This window comes from Actinoplanes sp. NBC_00393, assembly GCF_036053395.1.
GTDB lineage: Bacteria > Actinomycetota > Actinomycetes > Mycobacteriales > Micromonosporaceae > Actinoplanes.
The window spans coordinates 6,716,248-6,741,652 of sequence record NZ_CP107942.1; the positions used below are offsets into that span (position 1 = coordinate 6,716,248).

Annotated in this window: 20 protein-coding genes, 3 tRNA genes and 1 pseudogene; 8 read left to right on the forward strand and 16 right to left on the reverse strand. The window is 70.5% G+C overall.

What is annotated here, in order from left to right; translation table 11 throughout:
* Positions 1-829: 829 nt before the first annotated feature.
* Both OHA21_RS31070 and OHA21_RS31075 read right to left on the reverse strand, forming a co-directional pair.
* Positions 830-2,695, reverse strand: a complete 1,866-nt coding sequence (locus tag OHA21_RS31070) for an RNA polymerase sigma factor (protein ID WP_328460905.1) — start codon at positions 2,693-2,695, stop codon at positions 830-832.
* Positions 2,692-3,015, reverse strand: a complete 324-nt coding sequence (locus OHA21_RS31075) for a YciI family protein (protein WP_328460907.1) — start codon at positions 3,013-3,015, stop codon at positions 2,692-2,694. Before OHA21_RS31075 ends, OHA21_RS31070 begins: the two co-directional genes overlap by 4 nt.
* Before the next feature lie 133 nt (positions 3,016-3,148).
* Here OHA21_RS31075 and OHA21_RS31080 point away from each other — a divergent pair, with 133 nt between their 5' ends.
* Positions 3,149-3,832, forward strand: a complete 684-nt coding sequence (locus OHA21_RS31080) for a DUF998 domain-containing protein (protein ID WP_328460909.1) — start codon at positions 3,149-3,151, stop codon at positions 3,830-3,832.
* 153 nt (positions 3,833-3,985) lie between these two features.
* On the opposite strand, the gene OHA21_RS31085 is transcribed toward OHA21_RS31080, so the two are convergent.
* Complete coding sequence (locus tag OHA21_RS31085) at positions 3,986-5,374, reverse strand: Nramp family divalent metal transporter (RefSeq protein ID WP_328460911.1); 1,389 nt, start codon at positions 5,372-5,374, stop codon at positions 3,986-3,988.
* Positions 5,368-6,201: a shikimate dehydrogenase gene (locus OHA21_RS31090; RefSeq protein WP_328460913.1), complete on the reverse strand. Its 834-nt coding sequence runs from the start codon at positions 6,199-6,201 to the stop codon at positions 5,368-5,370. The genes OHA21_RS31085 and OHA21_RS31090 overlap by 7 nt, the downstream gene beginning before the upstream one ends.
* Before the next feature lie 96 nt (positions 6,202-6,297).
* Between OHA21_RS31090 and OHA21_RS31095 the strand changes: the two genes are divergently transcribed.
* From OHA21_RS31095 to OHA21_RS31105, 3 genes and pseudogenes are all read left to right on the forward strand, one after another.
* Positions 6,298-6,951: a TetR/AcrR family transcriptional regulator gene (locus OHA21_RS31095; RefSeq protein ID WP_328460915.1), complete on the forward strand. Its 654-nt coding sequence runs from the start codon at positions 6,298-6,300 to the stop codon at positions 6,949-6,951.
* A gap of 12 nt (positions 6,952-6,963) precedes the next feature.
* Entirely contained in the window at positions 6,964-8,757 is a 1,794-nt protein-coding gene (locus OHA21_RS31100; RefSeq protein WP_328460917.1) for a bifunctional sugar phosphate isomerase/epimerase/4-hydroxyphenylpyruvate dioxygenase family protein, read from the forward strand.
* Positions 8,758-9,011: 254 nt separating this feature from the next.
* A pseudogene (locus OHA21_RS31105) lies at positions 9,012-10,003 on the forward strand (IS630 family transposase).
* Positions 10,004-10,424: 421 nt separating this feature from the next.
* Here OHA21_RS31105 and OHA21_RS31110 read toward each other — a convergent pair.
* The 5 genes from OHA21_RS31110 to OHA21_RS31130 are packed head-to-tail and all read right to left on the reverse strand — an operon-like array spanning position 10,425 to position 15,222.
* A complete protein-coding gene (locus OHA21_RS31110) occupies positions 10,425-11,498 on the reverse strand; it encodes a VWA domain-containing protein (RefSeq protein WP_328460919.1) in 1,074 nt (357 codons plus the stop codon).
* Positions 11,498-12,463 (reverse strand): VWA domain-containing protein, encoded by a 966-nt coding sequence (locus OHA21_RS31115; protein WP_328460921.1) that lies wholly within the window; start codon positions 12,461-12,463, stop codon positions 11,498-11,500. Before OHA21_RS31115 ends, OHA21_RS31110 begins: the two co-directional genes overlap by 1 nt.
* Complete coding sequence (locus tag OHA21_RS31120) at positions 12,460-13,338, reverse strand: DUF58 domain-containing protein (protein ID WP_328460923.1); 879 nt, start codon at positions 13,336-13,338, stop codon at positions 12,460-12,462. The genes OHA21_RS31115 and OHA21_RS31120 overlap by 4 nt, the downstream gene beginning before the upstream one ends.
* On the reverse strand, positions 13,338-14,324 hold the full coding sequence (locus tag OHA21_RS31125) for an AAA family ATPase (protein ID WP_328460925.1): 987 nt from the start codon (positions 14,322-14,324) through the stop codon (positions 13,338-13,340). Before OHA21_RS31125 ends, OHA21_RS31120 begins: the two co-directional genes overlap by 1 nt.
* 37 nt (positions 14,325-14,361) lie before the next feature.
* A complete protein-coding gene (locus OHA21_RS31130; protein ID WP_328460927.1) occupies positions 14,362-15,222 on the reverse strand; it encodes a S1C family serine protease in 861 nt (286 codons plus the stop codon).
* A 141-nt stretch (positions 15,223-15,363) separates the two neighbouring features.
* Here OHA21_RS31130 and OHA21_RS31135 point away from each other — a divergent pair, with 141 nt between their 5' ends.
* The 3 genes from OHA21_RS31135 to OHA21_RS31145 all read left to right on the forward strand — a co-directional run bounded on the left by OHA21_RS31135 (position 15,364) and on the right by OHA21_RS31145 (position 19,233).
* Entirely contained in the window at positions 15,364-15,831 is a 468-nt protein-coding gene (locus tag OHA21_RS31135) for a hypothetical protein (protein ID WP_328460929.1), read from the forward strand.
* A gap of 102 nt (positions 15,832-15,933) precedes the next feature.
* A complete protein-coding gene (locus OHA21_RS31140; RefSeq protein ID WP_328460931.1) occupies positions 15,934-17,970 on the forward strand; it encodes an endo-1,4-beta-xylanase in 2,037 nt (678 codons plus the stop codon).
* Between the two features lie 552 nt (positions 17,971-18,522).
* Entirely contained in the window at positions 18,523-19,233 is a 711-nt protein-coding gene (locus OHA21_RS31145) for an alpha/beta hydrolase (RefSeq protein WP_328460933.1), read from the forward strand.
* Here OHA21_RS31145 and OHA21_RS31150 read toward each other — a convergent pair.
* The 3 genes from OHA21_RS31150 to OHA21_RS31160 form a co-directional block, all read right to left on the reverse strand.
* Positions 19,199-20,356 (reverse strand): oxygenase MpaB family protein, encoded by a 1,158-nt coding sequence (locus OHA21_RS31150; RefSeq protein ID WP_328460935.1) that lies wholly within the window; start codon positions 20,354-20,356, stop codon positions 19,199-19,201. The genes OHA21_RS31145 and OHA21_RS31150 overlap by 35 nt on opposite strands.
* Before the next feature lie 65 nt (positions 20,357-20,421).
* The gene (locus OHA21_RS31155) at positions 20,422-21,933 is read right to left on the reverse strand and encodes a glycosyltransferase family 2 protein (RefSeq protein WP_328460937.1); all 1,512 of its coding nucleotides are present in this window, start codon (positions 21,931-21,933) and stop codon (positions 20,422-20,424) included.
* Positions 21,930-22,562, reverse strand: coding sequence for a hypothetical protein (locus OHA21_RS31160; protein ID WP_328460939.1), 633 nt, complete (start codon positions 22,560-22,562; stop codon positions 21,930-21,932). The genes OHA21_RS31155 and OHA21_RS31160 overlap by 4 nt, the downstream gene beginning before the upstream one ends.
* A gap of 220 nt (positions 22,563-22,782) precedes the next feature.
* On the opposite strand from OHA21_RS31160, the gene OHA21_RS31165 reads away from it, so the two are divergent.
* Positions 22,783-24,699, forward strand: coding sequence for an ALF repeat-containing protein (locus OHA21_RS31165; protein ID WP_328460941.1), 1,917 nt, complete (start codon positions 22,783-22,785; stop codon positions 24,697-24,699).
* Between the two features lie 50 nt (positions 24,700-24,749).
* On the opposite strand, the gene OHA21_RS31170 is transcribed toward OHA21_RS31165, so the two are convergent.
* From OHA21_RS31170 to OHA21_RS31185, 4 genes are all read right to left on the reverse strand, one after another.
* A tRNA-Val gene (locus OHA21_RS31170) sits at positions 24,750-24,824 on the reverse strand.
* Positions 24,825-24,833: 9 nt separating this feature from the next.
* Positions 24,834-24,904: transfer RNA gene (locus OHA21_RS31175), tRNA-Cys, on the reverse strand.
* 12 nt (positions 24,905-24,916) lie between these two features.
* Positions 24,917-24,989, reverse strand: a tRNA-Gly gene (locus tag OHA21_RS31180).
* 82 nt (positions 24,990-25,071) lie between these two features.
* Positions 25,072-25,260 (reverse strand): hypothetical protein, encoded by a 189-nt coding sequence (locus OHA21_RS31185; RefSeq protein WP_328460943.1) that lies wholly within the window; start codon positions 25,258-25,260, stop codon positions 25,072-25,074.
* Positions 25,261-25,405: the final 145 nt, after the last annotated feature.

A 25,405-nucleotide genomic window follows, 5' to 3' on the forward strand; every position in this document is an offset into this window, starting at 1 on the left:
ACGACGGCTCGCGCCGCCGAGCCGCCACCCACGCACGTAACCAGCCCCGCATTCCAGACCCCAACGACGGCTCCCGCCGCCGAGCCGCCACCCACGCACGTAACCAGCCCCGCATTCCAGACCCCAACGACGGCTCCCGCCGCCGAGCCGCCACCCACGCACGTAACCAGCCCCGCATTCCAGACCCCAACGACGGCTCCCGCCGCCGAGCCGCCACCCACGCACGTAACCAGCCCCGCATTCCAGGCCCCAACGACGGCTCCCGCCGCCGAGCCGCCACCCACGCACGTAACCAGCCCCGCATTCCAGGCCCCAACGACGGCTCCCGCCGCCGAGCCGCCACCCACGCACGTAACCAGCCCCGCATTCCAGGCCCCAACGACGGCTCCCGCCGCCGAGCCGCCACCCACGCACGTAACCAGCCCCGCATTCCAGGCCCCAACGACGGCTCCCGCCGCCGAGCCGCCACCCACGCACGTAACCAGCCCCGCATTCCAGGCCCCAACGACGGCTCCCGCCGCCGAGCCGCCACCCACGCACGTAACCGGGCCCGCATTCCAGGCCCCAACGACGGCTCGCGACGCCGAGCCGCCGCCCACGCAGGTAACTGGACGCAATCCGTGCGTGGGTGACGGGCCCGAGTCCGCGAGCCGTCGCTCAGGCCGGGCAAGGTCGGTGTGCCCACGCCGGCGGATCTGGAGGCGGCCGCTCCGGAGGAGAGCACGACTGGCTGCCGGACTTATCGTCCCGCTGGTTCTGGACCGTGGGTGGCGGCGTCCCGGCCCGTCACCGGCCTGATCGGGTTCTCCTGGACCCGCCGCCGATGACCTCATACCCCACGCAGACTGCCCAAGGTGCGTCCGGTCGCCCGCTTGCAGAGGTACTCGGCGCGTTCGTAGGAGAGGCGCCGCCGCCCGGTTTCCGAGCAGAGATCAGCCGCTGCGGGCGGGCGGCCCGGACCGGGTCGCCGGTCGGAGAGGAACAGCGGGCCGCGGGTTCGGCCGCCGATCAGGTCCGGGAGCAACCGGGCCGTTCCGGAACGCCAGACGATCGTCGCGTTCCGGGCGCTGCGGTCGGCCAGGTCCAGATCCTCCACATTGAGCGACAGCACGGCCCCGACCTTCGCGGACGACTCGCGCAGCAGGCACCACAGCACCCGTTCCCGCAACGCACACCCCTCCTCCGACGCGGTAACGGCCGGACGAGGGGGCGCAGCGACGACCGGGCGCGGGCTGACCGCTGTGGCGAGGTCGGGGGTGTCGGCCCAGGTGGCGAAGGAGCGAAGAGCGGCCACGTGCCGGTTCCAGCTTCGCGGGGCCACGGACGGCCAGGTCGTCGCGAAGATCTCGGCGACTCGGGCGGGAGTCAACTCGGCGAGCGGAAGGCTGACGCCTGCGGCGCGGGCTACCCGGTGCAGTGTCTGGCCGTAGGCGCGGGCGGTCGCCGGGCCGAGCGAGTCCAGGAAGTCGGCCACCGCCGGACCGAGGCGGGGGCGCTGGTCCTCCGGCACGTCCAGGGTCGCGGCGCGGCGCAGCAGGAAGGCGCGTTCGGCGGTGTTGCGGGCCAGGGACGCGCCGCGTTCCAGTTCCCGGCGCGCCTCGGCGGTCCGGCCGAGCCGCAGCAGGAGGTCGCCGCGGACGCTGGGCAGCAGGTGGTAGTCCGCCAGCTCCGGGGCGGTGTGCAGGTCGTCCAGCAGGTCCAGGCCGGCTTGCGGGCCCTGCGCGAAACCCACTGCGACGGCCCGGTTCAGCCGGACGACCGGGGTCGGGAGCAGTTGCTCCAGGGCCTGGTAGAGCGCTGAGATGCGTACCCAATCGGTGTCTTCGGCGGTGTGTGCCTGGGCGTGACAGACCGCGATGGCCGCCTGCAGCACATACGGCCCGGGCGGGCCGGCCGCCTCGCGGGCGCGCAGCATCGCGGCGAAGCCGCGGCGGATGAGCAACTGGTCCCAGCGGCCGCGGTTCTGCTCGTGCAGCGGGATGGGCTCGCCGCGCGGCCCGGTGCGCGCCGCCGACCGCGACTGCTGGATCTCCATGAGCGCCACGAGCCCGTGCACCTCTGCCTCGTCGGGGGCGAGCACGGCGAGCAGGCGGCCGAGCCGGAGCGCTTCCAGGCACAGGTCGGCGCGGATCAGGTCGGCGCCGGAGGTGGCCGAGTAGCCCTCGTTGAAGATCAGGTAGACCACTTCGAGCACGGACGCCAGCTGTCTGGACGGCTCGTAGGCGACCCCGGCGTCGGCGAGCGTGCGCTTGGCCGCAGCGATCCGCTGCGCGATCACCTGCTCGGAGACCAGGAAAGCCCGGGCGATCTCCGCCGGGCTCAGGCCGGCGATCACGCGCAGGGTGAGTGCCACCCGGGCTTCCGTGGGGAGTACGGGGTGACAGGACGTGAACATCAACCGCAGAACGTCGTCCTGACTCGGCTCCGGCAGTTGAGCGAGCTCCGGAGCCAGCCGTTCCTGGGTGCGCGATCGCCGGATGTGGTCGACGGCCCGGCGCTTGGCGATGGTCATCAGCCAGGCGCCGGGATTGTCCGGCACCCCGCCGGCCGGCCATTGCTCCAGCGCGGCGACCAGCGCGTCCTGTGCCAGCTCCTCGGCCAGGCCGACGTCGCGGACCAGGCGCAGGAGCCCGGCGACGATGCGCGCGGACTCCTGCCTCCAGACGGCGCCGACCGTGGCCGAGACGTCGGTCACGGACCGTAGACCTGGTGGATCACGCTCTCCCCGTCACCGACGATCTTGCGGAAGCGGCGGCAGAGCTCGAGCGCCTCCTCCTTGGTGCGCACCTCGACCAGGGCGAATCCGCCGATCGCCTCCTTGGCCTCGGTGAACGGCCCGTCGGTCACGGTGATCTCGTCGCCGGCCGAGGTCATCTTGAAGCCGACCGGGTCCAGACCGCCGGTGGCGAGCAGGACGCCGGAGGCGGTCAGCTCCTCGACGAAAGCGGCCATGTCGGCGTAGAGCTGCGCGTCCGGCTCGGCGCCGCCGGCCTTCTGCATCATCAGGTAACGCATCGTGTCTCTCCGTTCGTCGGGCTGCCTGGTCTTGTACTCCGGCGTCGAAAGACGCGATGTGACAGGTAATCAGAACATTATCTGTCGCATCGGCGGATCGACGTCTGGGCAACAACCAACGAAGGAGCCCGAGATGACCAGCATTGCTCTCGCCCGTGATGTCGCCGTCCCGTCCCGCCGCGCGGCGCTCGCCGTTGCCGGACCGCTCTGGGCAGCCGTGTCGCTCGCCCAGGTCGCCACCCGCGACGGGTTCGACCTGATGCGGCACCCGCTCAGCCTGCTCAGCACCGGTTCGCTCGGCTGGCTGCAGATCGCCAACTTCGTGGTGGCCGGCGTGCTGATGGTGTTCGGCGCCGGCAGCCTGGAGGGTAGGTGGGCGCCGCGGCTGATCCGAGTGGCCGGGTTCGGCATGATCGCCGCCGGGCTGCTGGTGATGGACCCGGGCGGCGGCTTCCCGGCCGGCCACCCCGAGGTGCCGACCACGATGAGCTGGCACGCGATCGGCCACATGGCCGCCGGCACGATCACCTTCACCGCGCTGATCGCCGCCTGCTACGTGCTGGCCCGGCGCTTCGCGGCGCGCGGTTCGTCGGCGCGAGGCAAGGCGGCGCGAGGCAAGGCGGCGCAGGGTGTGCAGGACGCGGCGGCGACGCAGGGAGCGCGGGGTTGGGCGGCGGCCGCGGTGGTCGCCGGAACCGCACTGCTGGCCGGCGATCTGTGGGCGATGTCCGGCGGCACGGCCGGCACGCTGACCCTGGCCGTCGGTGCGATCACCGCGATGTGCTTCCTGTCGCTCACCGCGATCCGGTCCCGCTGAACACGGCAAGGTGTGTGAGGTTCGGGCATGCCCGAACCTCACACATCAGCCACCGCATCAGCCCGGCGCGGGCGCTGCGGCCCGGACCCGGCACCCACATCGCAGGGGAGAGCGGGGACTTTCGACACCCGTACCGATAAGAAGTGAGGAAAGCTAGAGGCGCTGCAGTTGGGTGACCACCATCGCGATCGCGAAGAAGCCGTAGAACCCGATCGCCACGAGCATCCCGCCGAGGCGCCAGCCGCGCAGGCGGACCTCGGTCGGCAGGTCGCGGGTGTTGAGGCGGACCAGCAGGATCGAGTAGAGCAGGGTGACCACCGAGGCCGCGCAGGTGGAGACGATCAGGAGGCCGAGTGGCTGATCGAAGCCGGCCAGCAGGATGGCCGAGCCGAGGATGATCTCCGCCCAGATCACCACGAGGTAGAGGCGGGGTTCGGTCCAGCGAACGGAATCGGTCAGGTAGTTGCGGCGCAGGAAGTCGGAGGCGAGCCGGCCGATGATGTCGAGCAGGCCCATCGCCGCCGCCCAGAGCGACACCGCAGCGACCGACAGGAACAGGATCTTGAGCCAGCCGCCGACCTCGGACTCGAAGATGTCGCCCTGGATGCGCAGGAACGACGGGTCGGACTTGAGGTCATCCCGGCCGAACAGGGTCTCGTAGGCGAGCAGGCTCATCACGCTGATCGTCACGAAGCAGACGGCCACGAACGTGCTGAGGTGCTCGATGTTGGCCCGCTTCCACCAGACCTTCCAGCGGGACATCGAGGTGTCGTCGATCGGGAACGTGTACCGGTCGGTGCCGGCCGCCTCCACCTGGCCGGTGATCGGCGAAACCAGCCGCGGCACGTGCGCCCCCATGCCATAGCGCTTGTCGCGGATCCAGTTGCTCAACACCAGATTGTGTACGCCGCCCGCGCCGGCCGCCCCGATGGCGCTGAGGATCAGGGTGAAGGTGATGCCGTCCGGGATCTGGCCGAATTCGGTCACCGTGGCCTTCGCGCCCTCGCCCCACGTGCCCAGCGAGATCACGAAGATGACGACGACGAGCAGGAAGAACAGGGTGAGACCGACCTTGACGAACTCGACCTTCTCCACCGTGTTGTAGATGACCTTGGAAAAGGAGAGCAGCACGCCGACGATCACGAGCGTGGCCACGGTGATCCAGACCGGGTCGCCGCCGCCGACCAGGTAGGTGAAGACGGTCGAGCCGCTGGTCGCCCAGCCGGGCCAGACGTACTGGAAGGCGCCGGCCAGGCAGATGATGATGCCCCAGCCCTTCCACCAGCGGGAGAAGCCGACCAGCGCGGTCTGACCGGTGGCCAAGGTGTAGCGCTCGATCTCCATGTTGATGACGAACTGCACGGCGAGCGTGGTGAACGCCAGCCAGAGCAGGCCCAGACCGCCGATCGCGGTCAGGTACGGCCAGAGGATGATCTCGCCGGCCGCCATGCCGATGCCGACGGCGACCACGCCGGGGCCGACCATGCGGCGCAGGGACAGGGGTTCGGGGAGTTCACGGGTGGTGGTCTTCTCTGTCAACATCTCGTGCTCCGGGAGGGACGGGCGGCCAGCAGCGCATCGACATGACGCAGCATCCGCTCGGTGTCGGGGGTGAGCCCGGTGAACAGCTGGAACGCGGCGGCGGCCTGATATGCGCACATCGCCGTGCCGCCGACCGCCTGCGCCCCGGCGGCACGGGCGGCACGAAGCAGCTCCGTCACGACCGGCATGTAGACGATGTCGACGACCCACAGATCGCGGTGGAGCAGCTCTGCGGGCAGCGGTGAACCCGGGTGGTGGTGCATGCCGATCGGGCTGGCGTTGACCAGTCCGTCGGCGCTGGTCAGCAGGTCCGGCGTGGCGGCTGCCACGTGGGCGGCGTCGAGCCGGCCGGCCAGCTCGGCGCGGCGGGTGGCGTCCGGATCGACGATGGTGAGCCGTTCGACGCCCATGTCGTGCAGCGCGTGGGCGACCGCGGCTCCGGCACCGCCGGCGCCCAGTTGCACGACGTGCCGGGTCGGTGCGCCGGGCAGGGTGGCCCGGAACGCCTCGGTGAACCCGAACGCGTCGGTGTTGTGGCCGTACCGCTTGCCGTCGCGGAAGACCACGGTATTGACCGCGCCGATGGCGCGGGCCTGCGGCGACAGGTGGTCGATCTGCTCGATCACCTGTTGTTTGAAGGGATGGGTGACGTTGAGCCCGGCGAAGCCGTCACGTTCGGCGTCGTCGAGCACCCGTCCGAGGCGGTCCACATCGAACAGGGTGTAGCTGAGGCGGAGGCCCTGACTACGGCCCTCCTCCTCGTGCAGTGCCGGTGACAGCGACGTGCCGATCCCCGCTCCTACCAGTCCGCAACGGAAATCCGTCATGTCGCGCTCCCTCGATTCCCGCTAATGTACGAACTGGTACGTTAGTTATCGGGTGTGACGGCCACCACTGTCAAGGCCCACGGCAGACTTGCCCTCATGACGCAGGAGAAATCGATGTCGGCACTCGCGGGAGAGCGGCGGCGCGACGCCGAGCGCACCCGTGCCGAGCTGCTCGACGTGGCCACCGAGGAGTTCGCCGAGCGCGGCTACAGCGGCGCCCGGGTCGACGAGATCGCCGCCCGGACCCGCACGACGAAGCGGATGATCTACTACTACTTCGGCGGCAAGGAGCAGCTCTACCTGGCGGTGCTGGAGCGGGCGTACGCGGAGATCCGGGCCGCCGAGCGCACCGTCGACGTCGACCACCTCGACCCGGTCGCGGCGCTGCGCCGGCTGGCCGAGGTCACCTTCGACCACCACGAGGCGCATCCCGCGTTCATCAAACTGGTCGGCGTGGAGAACGCCCAGCAGGCCAAGCACATGAACCACGTCGCCCGGCTCGTCGACCTGAACAGCTCGGCGGTCGCCCTGCTAGACGACGTCCTGACCCGCGGCCGGCGGGACGGCACCTTCCGTGAGGGTGTGGACGCGCTCGACGTACACATGCTGATCAGCTCTTTCTGCTTCTTCCGGGTTGCCAACCGGCACACGTTCGGCGCGCTCTTCGACCGGGATCTGCTGGCCCCGGAGCGCCGGGAGCACTACCGGACCATGCTCGGCGACCTGGTCACCGGTTATCTGAAAATCTGAACAGGAGGCTCGATGCGCCGTTCCATCGCCACGGTCTGTGTGTCCGGCACGCTGGACGACAAGCTCACCGCGGCTGCCGCCGCCGGATTCGACGGCATCGAGCTGTTCGAGAACGATCTGCTGGTCTCACCCCGGTCCCCCGAGGATATTCGTACGCGCTGCGCCGACCTCGGCCTGAGCATCGACCTCTACCAGCCCTTCCGTGACTTCGAGGCGGTGCCCGCCGACCTGCTCCGGGCGAACCTGGAGCGTGCCGAGCGCAAATTCGACGTGATGGCCGCCCTCGGCGTGGACACCGTGCTGGTGTGTTCGTCGGTCTCCCCGTCGGCGGTCGACGACGACGAACTGGCCGCCGACCAGCTGTCGCAGCTGGCCGACCGGGCAGCCGCGCGCGGGATGCGGATCGCCTATGAAGCGCTGGCCTGGGGTCGGCACGTCTCCACATGGGACCACTCCTGGCGGATCGTGCAGCACGCGGACCATCCGGCGCTCGGGCTCTGCCTCGACTCGTTCCACGTCCTGTCCCGTTCCACGGAGCCGTCCGGGATCGCCGACATCACCCCCGGGAAGATCTTTTTCCTGCAGCTGGCCGACGCGCCCTACCTGCGCATGGACGTCCTGCAGTGGAGCCGGCACCACCGGCTCTTCCCCGGTCAGGGCGCCTTCGACCTGCCCGGCTTCGTCAACCTGGTGCTCGCCGCCGGCTACGACGGTCCACTGTCGTTGGAGGTCTTCAACGACGTCTTCCGGCAGTCCGACCCGGCACGGACCGCGGTCGACGCGATGCGCTCGCTGATCGCTTTGGAGGACCGGCTCGCTGTCCGGCGCCTCCCGCCCGCTCCGGAACTGGCCGGGCATTCCTTCACCGAGTTCGCCGTCGACGGCCGGTCCGGCCCGTCGTTGCGGGAAGCGCTGCGCGGTCTCGGTTTCACGCACACCGGCCAGCACCGCACCAAGCCGGTCGAGCTGTGGGAGCAGGCGGCCTGCCGGATCGTGCTGAACAGCGCGGTCACCTCACCCGGCGACGCGGCCATCAACGCCTTCGCCATCGCGTCGCAGGACCCGGGGCGGTCCCTGCAGCGAGCCGAGGCGCTGCTCGCACCCGCACACCCCAACGTCCGGGAGCCCGGCGAGGCCGAACTCGCCGCGATCACCGCACCCGACGGCACCAGCGTCTTCGTCACCGGCGCGGACAACGACTGGCGCTCCGACTTCCTGCCCACCGGAGCCTCGTCTCCCGGCGCCGGCCTGCTGACGACCGACCATCTCGGCCTCGCGCAGCCCTTCGATCACTTCGACGAGGCCGGCTTGTTCTACCACTCGGTGCTCGGCCTGGAACATCTCGCCACCGAGGAGTACGCCGCCCCGTTCGGCCTGATGCGCTCCCGGGCCGTCGCCACCCCCGACCGCGCGGTGCGGGTGGCCCTGACCGTCGCCCTCCTCCGCCGAGGCGAGTGGGCCCCGGCCGTCGCCGACCCGCAGCACGTGGCCTTCCGCACCGACGACATCGTGGCCACGGCTTCCGCGCTCACCCTGCCCCGCCTGCCCGTCCCATCGAACTACTACGCGGACCTCGCGGCCCGATTCGGCCTGGCCGACGACTTCGTCACCACCCTGAGCCGCTACGGCATCCTGTACGACCGCTCCCCCACCGGCGGCGAGTTGCTGCAGCTCTACACCCCGGTACTCGGCGGCCGCGTGTTCTTCGAGATCGTCGAACGGCGTGGCGGCTACGACGGCTTCGGTGAGGCCAACGCCCCGGTCCGGATGGCCGCCCAGCGCCACCTCCGCCTGAGCACCCGCTGACCTCCGCCTCAGCTCCGGCCTTGGGTGCGCCGGCCCGCTCATCCGCGTCCCCACCCCGGCGCCTCCTGCAAGATCTCGACGCCTAAAGCACGTAGGCAGAGGTTCTGCACGTAACGGCTTCGGCTAGGACTTGCTCGGTTCGAAGGACATAGCCACAGAAAACCTCGTCGTGGGTTCGGATCCAGCTACCACAGCAGACCGAAACCCCCGACGAGGTCACGACCAGGAGGCGCCCCGCGCACGTCTACGCCCGGATGCCAGCCGAACAACACACCGAACTGATTACCGCCCTGCACGGACCCTGGCGCACCGCCACCCGCATGGTCATCGTCGTGCTGTCCGCCGCGGGCTCGTCCGCATCCGAAATCGCCGACCTGCTGCAGTACGACCCCGCCACCGTGCGCCGCTTGATCGCCCGCCACCAACACGAAGGCCTCGCCGGACTGCCCGAACGACCCCGCAAAGGCAGCCGCCGCCTCGGCCAGCGCATCGGCCGGCTGACCCCGAAGGCCTGGACCACCGCCCGCCTCTGGCGGGCCCTCGGCCGACCCCAGATCAGTCTGTCCACACTGCGCCGCCGCATCCGCGAACAAGCCCGCTGGTGCCGGCCCCGCCTGATCGCCAAAAGCGACCCCCACCACGACCAGATCTGCGCCGACATCCGCACACGCATCACCGCCCTACCCACCGGATCCGTGGTGCTGGCCGAGGACGAAACCCACCTCGACCTGCTGCCCCGCCTCCGCTCCTGCTGGATGCGGCCGGGATCCGGCACCGGATCCTGACTCCGGGAACGAATGTGCGCCGCACCCTGCACGGCGCGGTCAACCTGGCCACCGGCGCCTGGCATCACCACGTCAGCGTCCGCAACGTCTCCGTGGTGTTCTGCTACTTCCTGCAACAACTGCTCGACGCCTACCCGCACGCACCTGTCGTGGCGGTGATCTGCGACAACGGCACCACACACCACAGCGGGATCACGAAACGCTGGCTGGCCGAGCACCCACGGATCCAGGTGATCGAAGGCGCCAAGTACAGCCCGCAGGACAACCCGGTCGAACGGATCTGGGCCACCCTGAAACGCAAGATCGCGAACACCGCACCCGCCACCATGACCGACCGGGTCCGTCAAGCCCACGCCTTCTTCCAGCACCGCACCGACGACGACAACCTCACCACCGCAGCACCCTGGACCTCACCCTGGCTCCCCGAGGGTTACGGACAAAACCTTTCACCAGGCGCTTAGAGACGCTTCGCGGTCAAGGTCTGCGCCCCGCTTTCGCCTTCCTGGAGTTGTTCGGGCGGTGGCAGGTGGAGTGTGCCGACTCGTCGCGGTGAGAATGCCGCCTTGCGACTTTTATTCGTTCTTTCCGATCCTTGTGGTTGATCAGGTGGGCTATGACGCACCCGATCAACCACGTAACCAGATCCACCACGCAGGTGACCGGTGTTGGGCGCCGCAACCATCTGCCCTCGCCGGCGGGACCTGCGCTGGGGTGGTGGGCCGGCGCTGGGTGGCGGGACCGGCTGCGGCGGTTGGCCTGCGGGACCACCCGCATGAGCCCGGCGGTCGCGCTGTGGGGCGGGACCGAAGGATCAGCTCGCGCGGTGGGCCGGGGACGGCGTCGACTTCGGCGAGGGCGGCGAAAAGCCGTACCCCGGCTGGTTCAACGCCGCGGCAGGCTGGGGCCCCGGTTCCACCACATCGACAGGCCTACGCCGCTGAACGCCAGCAGCACGCCGAGCAGGACGAACCAGACCGTGACCTCGACGTCCTGCTTGACCAGGCCGAATTCGCCGGGCAGGTCGCCGAGCACGTCCGTGAGCTGTTCGGCGTCCTGCGCCTTGAAGTAGCGGCCGCCGGTCAGGTCGGCGACCTGGGTCAGCGCCTCCTCGTCGATCTCCCGAGCGCCGCCGCGACCGCCGCCGCCGAAGCCGCCGCCCCAGTTGCGGCCGCCGCCGAACGGTGAGTCGCCGTTGATCTGGTCGGCGGTGCAGACGAGCTGCTGCGGGTCGGTCGTGCCGAACCCGATGGTGTAGACCCGCAGCCTGCGGGCCGCGGCCTGCTCGGCGGCGGTCACCGGGTCGACGCCGGTGGTGTTGGAGCCGTCGGTGAGCACCACGATGGTGTCCGGCTCGTAGTCCTCGGTGGCGCCGGGCGGTACGGCGTCGAGTTCGACACCGGTCGCGGCCACGTCCGGGTTCTTCTCGGCGATCGCGTCGATCGAGGTGAGGATCGCCTGGCCGATCGCCGTGCCCCGGCCAGTCTTCAGCGTCTCGATCGAGTCGAGCAGCGGCTCCTTGTCGGTGGTCGGCGCGACCAGCAGGCCGGCGATCCCGGAGAAGGCGACCAGCCCGATCCGGGTCTCCCCGTCCTGGGCCTCGATGAACTCGCGGGCCGCGTCGGCAGCGACGGCGAGCCGGTTCGGGGCGATGTCGGTGTTGCACATCGAACCGGAGACGTCGATCGCGAGCAGGATGGTGGTGTTGTTCGACGGCACCGACATCGACGCCTGCGGGCGGGCCACCGCACCGGCCAGCGCCAGCAGGCCGGCCAGGAAGAGGAAGACCGGGATCCGGCGCCGCCACGCGGTCCGCCCGGGCAGGGCGGCCCGGATCAGCGCGACGCTGGACACCGTGACCGCGGCCCGCTTGCGGCGCCGGTTCAGCCACCAGCGGGCCACCAGCAGAAGCGGGACGGCCAGCAGCGCGAGCAGTGCCCACGGCCAGCTCAGCGACATCAGACGATCCTTCCGTGCCAGCGGGTGCTCAGCAGCCCGCCGAGCGTCAGGAGCAGCAGGGCCGCGGCCGCGAACGGCGCGGTCAGTTCGATCGGCTCCTTCTCGGTGGTCAGGCGCAGGTCGATGGCGCCGGTGGCCTCGGTCAGCGCGTCCGCGTTGCCGGCCGGGTGGTACGTCCCGCCGGTGGTCTGCGCGATCGCGGTCAGCGTCTTCTCGTCCAGGGCGGTGCCGAGCTGGAAGCCGTCCACCTCGACGGTCCCGCCCTCGGCCGTGCCGACGCCGACCGTCTGGATCCGCACCCCGGCGGCGGCCGCGAGTTCGGCGGCGGCCTGCACGTCCGGTCCCCCGGTCTCCTCGCCGTCGGAGAAGACCACGATCGTCGCCGACGGCCAGTAGCCGAGGTCCTGTGTGGTCGGCGCCGATCCCTCCTCGGGCAGCGCGACCGGCTTGCCGGTGATGGTGCCGAGCGAGACGAGGATCGCCTGGCCGAGCGAGGTGCCGCCGCTGGGCTTGACCCGTTTGATCGCGGCCACCGCGGCGGCGTGGTCGTCGGTCGGCGCCTGGGTGAGCAGCGCCTGGTTGCCGAAGGCGAGCACACCGACGTCGACGGTGTCCGGCTGCTCCTCGACGAATCTGGTGGCGGCGTCCTGGGCGGCGACGAGCCGGCTCGGCGCCACGTCGGTGGCGGACATGCTGTTCGAGATGTCGAAGGCGAGCAGCACGGTGCCGGAGATCCGGGGCACGGCCACCTCGGCCTGCGGCCGGGCCAGGCCGACGAGCAGGATCGGCAGCGCGAGGAGCAGCAGCACGGCCGGCAGGTGCCGCCGGATCCGGCCCTGGCGGTCGGCGAATCCGGCCGCGGCGAGCGCAGCACTCCGGCGGCGTTGCAAGGCGATGTACGCGGTGACCGCCGCCCCGGTGACGAGCAGCGCGGCCACGAGCAGCAGTGGGTACAGGAAGCTCATCGCCCGGACCGCCTGACCATGTCGATCAGCACGGCCAGCAGGTCCTGGTCGGTGGTGACGCGGTGTGGGCGTACCCCGGCCGTCCGCATGCCCTCGGCCAGCGTGTCCTCCCGGGCGCTGACCTGGTCGGCGAGCCGGCCGCGCAGCAGCGGATCACTGGTGTCGACCAGCACCGTCTCACCGGTCTCGGCGTCCTCGACCAGGATCAGGCCCAGGTCCGGCAGTTCCAGTTCGGACGGGTCGACCACCCGGATCACCACCACCTCGTGCCGGTGGGTGAGCATGGCGAGCGACCGGTCCCAGCCCGGATCGCCGATGAAGTCGGACATCACGAAGATCAGGCTGCGCCGCCGGCGCGTGACGTTGGCGGCGAGCCGCAGCATGGCGGCCAGGTCGGTGGTGTTCTTGTCGGCCGGCTGCTTCGGCGGCGAGGTCAGCTCACGCGCGATCCGCAGGATCTGGTCGCGGCCACCGCGCGGCGGGATGACCTGCTGCGAGACGTTGTCGAAGAGGATCGCCCCGACCCGGTTACCGCCGCGCGCCACGAGCCGGGCCAGGCCGATCGCCAGCTCGGTGGCGACCGACTCCTTCCCGGCTTCGCGGCCGAAGCGCATCGACGCCGACCGGTCGATGACGAACCACGCGGTCATCTCGCGGTCCTCGGTGTACTGCCGGACGTGCGGTTCGTCGAGGCGCGCGGTCACGTTCCAGTCGATGTGCCGGACGTCGTCCTCGGGCGTGTATTCCCGCAGGTCGGTGAAGTCGATGCCGGTGCCGTGCCACACCGTGCGGTAGGCACCCTGCAGGCGTCCGTCGAGGCGGCGCCCGAGTTTCCACTCCAGGCGCCGCAGCAGCCGATCGGGTGCGGTGGCCACTATCGTCCTCGCGGTTCCGGGAACGACAGGTTGGCCAGGATCTTCTGCAGGATCAGGTCCGGGCTGACCTCGTCGGAGAGCGCCTCGTAGGAGAGCACGAGACGGTGCCGGAGCACGTCGAGGGCCAGGTCGCTGAGGTCCTCGGGCACCACGTACTCCCGGCCGCGCATGAAGGCGAGCGCCCGGCCCGCCAGCACCAGGCTGATCGAGGAGCGAGGGCTGGCGCCGTACGTCACGTAGCGGGCCAGGTCGGTGAGCCCGACCCGGGACGGCTCACGGGTGGCGTGGGCCAGGTTCACCGCGAACTCGATCAGCGACGGGTCGACGTACACCCGATCGGTCTCCTGCTGGAGCGTGACCAGCGTGGCCGGATCGATGATCCGCTGGATCACCGCGGCCTGCGCGAGCGCCCGCTCGACCACCACGAACTCCTCGGTGACGCTCGGGTAGCCGACCACCACCTTCATCATGAACCGGTCGACCTGTGCCTCGGGCAGCGGATAGACGCCCTCGTTCTCGATCGGGTTCTGGGTGGCCATCACCAGGAACGGGTTGGGCAGCTTGTGCGTCTCCCGGCCGATGGTGACCTGCCGCTCCTGCATGGTCTCCAGCAGCGCGCTCTGCACCTTGGCCGGCGCCCGGTTGATCTCGTCGGCGAGCAGCAGGTTGGTGAAGACCGGGCCGAGCTGCACCTGGAACTCGCCGGTCGGCTGGTGGTAGATCCGGGTGCCGATGATGTCCGCCGGCACCAGGTCGGGAGTGAACTGGACGCGGTGGAAGTCGCCGCCGATCGCCTCGGCGAGGGACTTCACGGCCAGGGTCTTCGCCAGGCCGGGGACACCCTCGACCAGGATGTGGCCGCGGGCCAGCAGCGCCACGATCAGCCGCTCGAGCAGGAGGTCCTGGCCGACGATGGTCTTCTTGACCTCGTACAGGACCTTCTCGATCGGTCCGGCGGAGGCCGGCGGGGCGTCGGTCCAGCTCATGTGTCCGTCCTCGTTCTCTGATGTTGGCCGGTTCGTGTCACAGCGGCGGCGCCTGTCCGTCGCCCTCACCGCTGCCGCCCAGCGCGGCGCCGATGGGCACGGCGAAACCGATGCCGATGAAGGTGCCGGCGTCGGTCGGGTTGGCCAGGGCCACGACGATGCCGATCACCTGGCCCCGGGTGTTGATCAGCGGCCCGCCCGAGTTGCCCGGGTTGACCGCCGCGTCGAACTGGATGAGTCCCTCGATGGCGTCCTTGTCGTCACGATCCAGCCGGCGGTCCAGGCCGGAGACCACGCCGCTGCTGGTGCTCCAGGTCAGGCCGAGCGGGTTGCCGATCGCCACCACGTCGTCGCCGACCGCCGCGCCGCCGCCCAGCACCGCGGGCACCAGCGTCTCCGGCAGCTTCTGCGGGGTGATCGTGGCGATGTCCTGCTTGGCGTCGGCGCCGGCGATGGCCGCGGCGGAGGTCGTGCCGTCCGCGTAGGTGACCTCGATCGACCGGGCGCCCTGAACCACGTGCAGCGCGGTGAGGATGGTCCCGTCCGCGTTGGCGATCACCCCGGTGCCGGTGCCGGCCTCGGTCGGTCCGGTGGAGCGGATCAGCACCACCGAGGGCGCCAGCGCCTGGTAGACCTCGGAGACGGTGAGGGGCGCGGCCGATGCGGAGGGCGCGGCCGATGGCGCGGCGGCGGCCGGCGTCTCGTCAGAATCCCCGCCGCGTACGACTACCAGCGCGGTGATTCCCACAGCCCACAGGGCGACGACGCCGATCAGGAGCTTCTTACGCAGGTCAGCGGAGCTCCACCGGCTCTTGCGCTCCTCCACAGCGGGCTCTGGCGGGTCGGCCCCCTCCGTGCGGAGCACCGTCACCACGGGACGACCGCCAACGCTGTCCATTCATTGACCCTAGAAGCGATTCCTAGGAATTCCCCGTGAGTCCTCTGACGGTTTCCGGTACGCAAGATCGCCCATCTGCTGCTAAAAGCTCTGATAGTGCTCAGTCCGGAACCCTCGGTTCCTACGCTGCGTCGAAGTCACATGACCGCAAAGCGACTCCTCGCGGCAGCCGCAGCCATCGCCGTGTGCAGCGCGGGCTGCGGGTCCGCTTCCGGCTCGGCGGGCCCACCCAGCGCATCCCCCTCGACCGCGGCGCCGTCGGCCGGCTCACCGGACCGGCTGGCCACCGTCACCGCGATCGACTGGCTGAGCTTCCCGGACACCGGTCAGTTCGACGTCACTTTTCACCTGACCGAGCACTGCGCCTACCTGCAGGGGCCGCCCGACAAGCCGGTTCTGCTGGTCTGGCCGGACGGGCAGGCCTGGATCGACCCGGCCACCCCCGACTCGGTGCAACTCCGCGAGCCCGGCTCCGGCAAGCTCGTCCGGATCAGCGACGGCCAGCGGGTCAATCTCGGAGGCATGCCGTACAGCGGCGACACCTACACGACGCCGCCGCATCCCTCCTGTCCGGCCGATGAGGCGTTCCTGGTCGCCCAGATCATGTAGCTGCGGCAACATCGCGGACACGACGTTGTAATGGGAGCGCTCCCATGTAACGATGTCTGTCACTCTCCTGTCCGCGTACCCCCATCGCGAAGGACCCCGCACATGCGCGCTCTCGCGCGGCTGGCCCTGGCCACCGTCCTGGTCGCGGCCCCGATCGCCGCCGTCACCCTCGCACCCACCGCGAACGCGGCCGAGGATCCCACCCCCATCACCGTGCTGACCAGCAACTTCGAGGACGGCACGGTGCAGGGCTGGGCCGGCCGGTCCGCCGAGACGCTGGCCCACACGACGACAGTCGCGCACGGCGGGACCGGCAGCCTCGCCGTCACCGGGCGCACCGCCGCCTGGCAGGGACCGTCACTGGACGTGCTCGACGTCTTCGAGAAGGGCACCGCGTACACGATCTCGGCCTGGGTCCGGATGGCAAGCGGCTCGGACAACGCCCGGCTCAGCGTGGAACGCCGGACCGGTGGCACGGCCGCCTACGACCAGGTGGTCGGCAACACCGCGGTCACCGCGAACGGCTGGGTCAACCTGACCGGCCGCTACACCCTCGCCTCCGACGTCGAGTTCCTCCGGGTGTACGTGGAGACGGCGTCCACGACCGAGTCGTTCTACATCGACGACGTGACCGCGAGCTACGTGCCGGCGCTGCCGATCCAGACCGACATCCCGTCGGTGCAGGACGTGGTCACCGAGTTCCCGGTCGGCGCGTCGATCACCGGCGCCGAGATCGTCACGACGCACGGGGAACTCCTGACCAAGCACTTCAACTCGGTGACGCCGGGCAACGCCCTCAAGTGGGACGCGACCGAGCCGACCGAGAACACGTTCACGTACGCCCAGGCAGATCCGTTGATGGCGTTCGCCCGTACGCATGATCTGGCCGTGCGGGGTCACACGCTGGTGTGGCACAACCAGACGCCGTCCTGGGTGTTCACCGGGGCCGACGGTCAGCCGATGACCGCCACCGCCGAGGACAAGGAACTGCTCCTCGCCCGGCTGGAGAACCACATCCGCAACGTGGCCGGCCACTACGGCGACCAGATCGGTGTCTGGGACGTGGTCAACGAGGTCATCGACGAGAACCAGTCGGACGGTCTGCGGCGCAGCAACTGGTTCAACGTCGCCGGGCTGGACTACATCCGGACCGCGTTCCGGGTGGCGCGGGAGGTTCTGCCGAACGCCAAGCTGTACATCAACGACTACAACACCAACGTGCCGGCCAAGCGGGACAAGCTCTACAACCTGATCGCGCAGCTCAAGGCCGAAGGGGTGCCGATCGACGGCGTCGGCCACCAGGTGCACATCAACGTGAGCTGGCCGACCCTCGCCGAGTCCGAGGCGATGATCCAGAAGTTCATCCCGCTCGGCATCGACCAGCAGGTCACCGAGATGGACGTCAGCATCTACACCAGCAACAGCGAGAGCTTCCCGACGCCGCCGGCCGACCGGTTGCTCAAGCAGGCGTACGTCTACCGCGACATGTTCGCCCTGTTCCGCAAGTACGCCGCGGAGATCACCTCAGTGACGCTGTGGGGTCTGGCCGACGACAACACCTGGCTGGACACCTTCCCGGTGACCCGCAAGGACGCGCCGTTGCTCTTCGACACCCGGTTGCAGGCGAAGTCCGCGTACTGGGGCGTGGTCGATCCCTCGAAGATCAACCCGTCGCCGTCGCCCAGCGTCTCCTCCGCTTCCCCGTCCCCCTCGGTCTCCGTCTCCCCGTCGGCCTCGGTCTCGCCCTCGGTTTCCGTCTCCCCCTCGGTTTCCGTCTCGCCCTCGGCCAGCGTCTCCCCGTCGCCGAGCTCGGGCACCGCAGGCTGCGCGGTCACCTACCGGGTGACGGGCAGCTGGCCGGGCGGCTTCCAGGGCGACGTGAAGATCACCAACACCGGCACGGCGCCGATTGCCGGCTGGTCGCTGAACTGGCAGTACACCGCCGGCCAGAAGATCTCCCAGCTCTGGAACGGCGCCCTGACCCAGTCCGGAACCGCGGTCACGGTGGCCAACACCTCCTGGAACGGCACGCTGTCCCCGAACGGCTCGGCTTCGTTCGGCTTCCTCGGCAGCTGGACCGGCACCAACCCGGTCCCGGCCGCCTTCACACTCAATGGCGCCACCTGCACCACCCTCTGACCGGCGTCGGCCGGCCGGCGGCCTGGGGGGCACGCCGGCCGGCCAACGCCCCACCGTCCGAAACAGCCGTGAGAGCCAGTTGAGAAAACCAGCTGACCGCCACGGCTGCCTCGGCGAGCTGGAAGCAACGCTCAGCGTCAGCTGAGCCGACCGGCTGACCGCCACGGCTGCCTCGGCGAGCTGGAAGCAACGCTCAGCGTCAGCTGAGCCAACCAGCTGACCGCCACGGCTGCCTCGGCGGCCCGGAAGCAACGCTCAGCGTCAGCTGAGCCGACCGGCTGACCGCCAGCGCTGCATCGCGGGCCCGGAAGCAGCTGTCAGGGTCAGCTGAGCCACCTGCCCTTTCCCGGCGGCCGCGCTGTGGGGCTTGAGTGGCTGACGGTCGCGTGGTGCGGCGGAACGGGGTAGCTGGGGTTGGGGGCGGCGTCACGCGTACCGATGATGGCCGTTGGGTTGTGCATGCGTAGGCGGACATTGCTGGCGGGTGCGGTGGTGGGGTCGGCGGCGGCGATAGCCGGTGTTTGGCTGCGGGAGCATGACGGAGCCGGCGCGGTGGCCGTGCGGCCGTCGGCGCCGCCCGGGGACGAGCGGGTCGAGCGGCGGCATTCGGAGGCTCGCGGGCGGGAGGTGGAGTTCTACACCGCGGTGCCGGAGGGGTTCGGGGACGGCCGTGGGCTGCCGGTCTGCCTGGTGTTGCACGGCGGGTCCAAGAGGCCCGGGGATTTCGCCGGGGTCGGGCTGGGTGGCTTCCTGACGGAAGCAGCAAGGCGTGGGGGTACGCCGTTCGTGCTGGCCGGGGCCACCGGGGATCGGCTGGCGTGGCAGCCGGATGGGCGGGACGATCCGCAGCGGATGGTTCGCGAGGAGCTGCCGGCCTGGTGTGCGGAGCGCGGGTTCGACTCCAGCCGGCTGGCTGCCTGGGGATGGTCGATGGGCGGCTACGGGTCGTTGTTGCTGGCGGAGACGTTTCCGGGGTTCGTGCGGGCGGTGGCTGCGTTCTCGCCGGCGGTGTCGCCGGGGGATGCGGTGTTCGACGGGGTGGGGCGGCTGGCCGGTACGCCGATCGGGCTGTGGTGCGGGCGCGACGACAGCCTCTACGACAACGTCCGGGAGCTGCGGAAGGCGCTGCCCGAGGCGCCGGCCGCGGGTGGATACCGGGATGGCGACCACAACTTCGGTTACTGGAGTCGCGAGATTCCGGCGGCCTTCGACTTCGTGGCGGGCGCGCTCAGTCCGGCGGAAGCGTCGCGCCCCAGCGGGTGAACTGGGCGCGGGCCTGCTGTTCGCCCCGGTCGAGCAGCAGACGGCGCCCGCCGGGGAGGCGGCCCAGGCCCTGGCTGATCAGCAGGTTCGCGGCCACCCGGGAGAGGCCGTACCAGGGCAGGCGGTAGGGCAGGCCGAGGTCGCGCATGGCGGCCCGCCCGAGCAGCCAGGAGCTGACCGACAGCGCGCGCTCCCGCTCGTAGAGCCTGCGCCGGCGGCCGGCGACCACGTCGTCGGTCATGTGGATGAGCGCGTGGGCCAGGGCGCGGCTGTTGCCGTCCGGCGGCGGGTCGTGGGACAGGAAGTGGTAGAGCAGGCGGCGGCCACGGCGTTCGGTGTGCGGCAGCCACTCGTCCGGGACACCCATCAGCCAGCCGACGTAGGACCACAGATGCATCACCGCGGCGGCGTCGGAGCGGGAGACGCGTACGCCGAGCAGGCGCAGATGCAGCAGGAAGCTGGTGCTGAACACGCCCAGGGTGCTGGCCTGGTCGTACAGGTTGATCGGCACGCCGCGGCGGTCCCACTCCCAGCCGGGGTCGGCCTCCAGCTTGGCGTTGACCAGGGCGTGCATGACGCGGACGTGCACGGACAGGCGGAAACCCGCACCCTCCGGCGCCAGGCCGCCGGGCGCGGTCACCGCACGCCACCAGAGCGACGTCTCCTTGATCCGGCGCAGCGTCTCGCCGCCGGCCAGCCGACCGGTACGCACCAGTGGTTCCAGCGCGGCGCCGGTGCGGTAGCCGCCGAGCAGTGAGCCGTACGCCAGGACCAGTCCGGCGTCCATCCCGAACGCGCGGCAGGCCTCGGCCCCGCGGGCGAGCAGCCGGTCGTCCACCCAGCCGGGCCGGTCGAGCACCACGGCGTAGAAGGCCCGCAGCGGCTCGGGCGCGTCGGCGGACGGGCCGGCGGCGAGGGCCCGGTGCAGGTCGGCCGGCTTCATCGCGCGGACCAGCGCGGCGGCCGGCTCGTCCCGGCGGTTGAGGCCGGCCCGCAGGTCCGCCAGCTCGTCATCGGTCGGTTGCGCGCCGGTGCCCGCGACCAGCCGCAGCGGACGGGCGGCCCGCTCACCCCAGTCCCGGTCGGCCCCGAACCGGCTGGGCACATCCACCCGCGTCGTCATGCCCCGACGATAAAGGAGCCGGCCCCCGGAATCTCCGAGGACCGGCTCCGGGAACCGGGCGCGGGCTAGACGGCGAAGCCGCGGTGGCGGCGCACCAGCTTGCGCAGCATGAAGACGGTCTGCGCGATGGTGGCGATGTAGAGGATCGGCCAGCCCAGCGAGAGGATCGCCGACTGGATCGCCACGCTCTGCTGGGTCCAGGCGTACGTCGCACCGCCCATGACCGCGAGCAGCACGACCAGCGGCATCACGTAGGCCGAGCCCTTGCCCTTCTCGGCGTTCGCCTGGGCGGCCCAGTTGTCCTTCTCGGTCTGGGCGAGGAACTGGGTCCAGGCGGAGACGAAGTGCCCCATCCGGATCCACATGTAGATCTCCGCCGGGAAGAACAGCGCGGCGTACATGATGTCGGAGGCGCTCTTGTCCTTCATGGCCAGTGCGAGGCGCAGGTTCAGCAGCATCGCGACGGCCGGCGGGATGAGCCAGATCGGGTTGAAGACGAAGGCGTCGATCGACAGCGCGGCGACCAGCAGCAGGAGGAAGCCGAGCCGGGAGGCGATGTTGAACGCCATCGAGACGTTCTCGTACCAGCGCAGCCGCAGGTTGGGGTGCAGCGGCTGGCCCTTGTTGTCACCGCGCTGACCGGGCCAGAACAGGTCGATGGCGCCGAAGTTCCACTTCACCTGCTGGCCGTGCAGGGCGCGCAGGTTGGTCATCGGGCCGACGTAGGCGTACGCGGTGGCACTGATCTTGGTGCTGTAACCGGCGTCCTTGATCTGCAGGGACAGCTTGCTGTCCTCGACCTCGCTGTCGCGGACCCAGGGCGCCTGCTGGTGGTGGCGGACCATCACCGTTTCCAGCGCGCGCATGCTGAACAGGCTGCACTGCCCGCCCAGCACGGCCATGTTGCGGCCGCGGAGCAGGTTGTCCATGTTGAAGGCGGCGAACTGGGCCCGCTGGCCGGCCACCAGGAAGCGCGCCATCAGGCCCCGGTGGCGGCTCTTGTCGATGCTGTAGATGGCGCTGAGCCCGCCGATTCGCGGGTCGTCGGTCATCTCCAGCTCGAGACGCTCCACAGTGTCCCGGGCGAGGGTGGTGTCGCCGTCCACGCCGAGGATGTAGTCGAAGCCGCGGGACAGGAAGTACCCGTAGTTCAGCGCCCCGACCTTCTTGTCGGGGTTCACGCCCATGTCGTGGACGTGCAGGTTGGTGACGAACTCCTGGCCCTTGACCGTACGGGTGTGGCGCCCCTCGAAACGGCGGGCGATCTCCGGGGTGTCGTCGTCGGTGTTGTTGATGATGACGTGGATGACGTCCGGCAGCCGCGTCTGCGCGAGGATGCTCTTCAGGACGTCCTCGATCGAGTCCTGCTCGTTGTAGCACGGGATGATGCAGCTGATCCGGGCGTTGCGCGGCGTCGCGGTGGCGACGGCGAACTCGCCGGACGCCGTCTCGACGGCCTCCAGATCGGAGAGCTGCGGTACGGCCGGCGGCAGCGCCAGCGGCCCGGCCTTGGCGCTGCGGGCCTGCAGGATCTGGCGGTCGGTGGCCCGGCGCAGGCCGGGACTGGACTCGGTCATCGGGTGGCACCATCCGTGAGCAGCGGGAGGGTCAGGGTGTCGAGCGCGGTGGAGCGGTAGTAGCTGTTCGACTTCGGAGCGGTCTCCACGAGCAGGTCCAGCCGGACGCTCAGGGTGAGCGACTTCGCGCCCGACGTCGCCGGCGGCACTGTCACGACGGTGCTGTACGGGTACGGCGGCGTGACGTCGAACTTGCCGCTGTCGGTGGTGACCGCGGCCCGCGTCGTACCGTCGTCCTGCGTCACCTCGAAGGTGCTGACGGTGATGCGGTGCGTGCCGTCGGCGTCCTCGATGTGCGCGGAGACGTTGATCGTCTTGGTCGACTCGGCGGTGTAGAGCTTGGCGTTGTCGCTGGTCCAGTAGGTCAGCTTCACCGAGAAGTCGCCCTGCTTGAGCCGGTGCGTGACGGTGCCGGTGTCCAGCGGGCCGCTGGGCCGGGCCGGCGCCTTGTTCGCCTTGGCCTCGCCCGTGGCGGCCACCGTGGGCGCGGCGCTGGGCGCGCTGGTCGACTCGTCGCCGAGCAGCGGCTTACTACTGCTGGTGAGCTGCTGGAGGCTGCCGCAGCCGCTCAGGCTGACGCAGAGCATGGCGGCTGCCATACCGGCGGCCACACTTCGGGGGAGGGGCACGGGGGTTCCTTCGTGGGGCGGGGGTCAGGTTTCGTCGAGACGTCGTTACCGGGGATTCGGTGACCAAAGTCGGCGACGGGAACCGGCAGTTGAGCGTTCCGCCGGGATCTCTGCGTCACCCTTGTGCCGGACCGTGACGGGCGGCTAACGTACCGACGCCGACATCGATGCCCGTGACTTTCTGAGCGCACGGGGCACGAGCCGACCACGGGGGAAACGCATGACTTCCATGAAGCGCGCCGTCTGGGCGCGCCCGCTTCTGGCTGCCGTCATCACGGTGGCCCCGATCACGGTGGTCACGCCGGGCACCGGTTACGCCGCCGCGCCACCGCTGCGCACGGCCGCCGTCGCGGTTGCCGGCCCGGCGACGTACGAGGAGAAGCTCGCCGTCGCCGTCAAGTTCGGCCTGGTTGACGACTTCGCGCTGCTCGAGCTGGCCGACCGGGATTTCGTGATCGAGATCTGGAAGCACCTCAAGGACCAGCCCGAGCACGCCGAGGTGCGGCTGGCCGCGGAGGCCGCGTTCGGCGCACTGCCGGACGAGGCCGCGGACGCCTGCCACGCGTTCATCACCGCCGGGGTCTTCGCCGCCTTCGACCGGGACGTGGCGCGGGAGCAGCGTACGGCCGACGCGAGGCGCGAACGTGATCTCGCCCGGACGACGGCCGCGGCAAGCATCGACGTGGTCGCCGGGCCTGCCCTGCTCGACGGTTCGGACACCGATTTCGTACGGCTGATCTGGGAACGGGTCGTCGAGGACGCCGACTGGCCGGGGGTGAAGGCGGCGGCGCGTACGGCTCTGGACGGTGACGATGCCGACCGCGCGGCGTTCATCGCGAGCGGCATGGCGGCCGCGGCGCGCCAGGACATCGAGAACCGGATCGCCGCCGACGACGCCCGGACCGAGGCGGAGAAAGCGGCCGAGCGCGCCCGCGCCGCCAAGAAGCTGGCCGCCAACCGGATCGGCCTGCCGGTCACCGACGAGCTGCTGGACCTGCCCGACCGCGACTTCATCATCGAGATCTGGAACGGCGCCGACGCCTACCCCGAGGTCCAGGCCGCCGCGATCACCGCGGTGCGTAGCTCCGATCCCGCGGTGTGGACCGCGTTCATCAACACCGGCCTGCACGCCGCCAAGGACCGCGACATCGACAACGCGGCTCAGCGCCAGGAGGCCGAGGACCGGCGCCTGGCGAACGGGGTGCTCGACCGGGCCACCGCCGCCGGCTGGAAGCAGCTGGCCGCCGCGGCACGCGCCGCACTGGCCGGCGACGCCGCCGCGGTCAGCCGGTTCCTGCTCACCGGCCAGTACGAGGTGGCAGCGGACGTGACCCAGATGGTGGTGACCAACACCCGCGTAGGACTGCTCACCGCGAGCGGCCACGCCTACGTCAACGAGGGCGGGCTGCACGCCCCCTGGGTCCACCAGTACGCCAACGTGAAGCAGCTCGTGCTGTCCGGCAACCGGATCGGCGTCGTGACCCGGGCCGGCGTTGCGCTGGTCAAGGAGGGCGCGCTGACCGCCCCGTTCGTCCAGCAGCGGATCAACGTCAAGCAGCTCGCCCTGGCGGGCAACCGGATCGGCGTGCTGCTCACCGACGGCACGGTGACCGTCCGGGAAGGCGGCCTCACGGCGGCCTGGGACCAGCAGCGCACCGGGGCCCGGGAGCTGGTGCTCAACGGCGACCGCATCGGCGTCGTGCTGACCGGCAACCAGGCGTACGTGAAGGAGGGCACGCTCGCCTCGAACACCTGGGTGCTGCAGCACTCCAACGTCCGCCGCCTCGTGCTGGCCTCCACCGAGGACTTCGAGCGGATCGGCATCCTGCGAGGGGACAACGTCTTCCAGTACAAGGACGGTGCGCTGAACGGCGCCTTCGCCCACACCACCGCCGGGATCTCCGAGGTGGCGATGACCGGCCCGCGGATCGCCACGCTGGTCGCGGACGGCAGCGGCACCGTGCGCTCGGACCTGGGCGGAACGATCCCGCCGCACACCGCCCGCATCGTCGCCGGCTCGACCAGGGTCTCGCTGGACACCGGCCGGATCTGCTACGTCGGCGGCGACGGCCTGGGCTACTGCAACAACGGCGGTCTCGGCGCGGTCTTCGAGGCTTACCCGACCCCGGCCGTTTAGGGACCAAATGCTGAAGGGTCAGCCCGTCCGGGCTGACCCTTCAGAAAAGCTGGTGGGCGATACTGGGATCGAACCAGTGACCTCTTCCGTGTCAAGGAAGCGCGCTCCCGCTGCGCCAATCGCCCTCGCTTGCGAGGTGGAGACGGGATTTGAACCCGTGTACACGGCTTTGCAGGCCGTTGCCTCGCCTCTCGGCCACTCCACCGAGGCTTCTCCGAGCGGACGACGGGATTCGAACCCGCGACCCTCACCTTGGCAAGGTGATGCGCTACCAGCTGCGCTACGTCCGCGTCGCCGCCGGATTTCCCCGGCGACGGATGAAACCTTAGCCGAGGCCCGGCGCCGATGCCACAGCGGGGTGCCCGGGCAGGGTCAGGACGCCTCGCCGAGCAGCCGGCGGACCTGGGCGAGGAGCTCGGTCTGGAAGGCGGCCACACTGCCGTCGGCCACGCCGATCCGGTAGTCGGCGCCGGTCTCCGGGTCGGCCACCCGCTCGAGGTCGTGGTGGCCGGCCAATCCGTCCGCGTGACCGTCGGTATACGCCTGCAAAGAATCGTTCACGGGCGACAATCTCGCACGTTCCCGGCCGCCGGCGTACCGGCCGTTCGCCGGAGCGGTCCTGTCGTTCCGGTTCGGCGCCGACAGCCGGATGCCAGTGGGTGGACAGCCGTCCCGGGCAGCCTTCCTTCCGAACGTCGACCGAGAC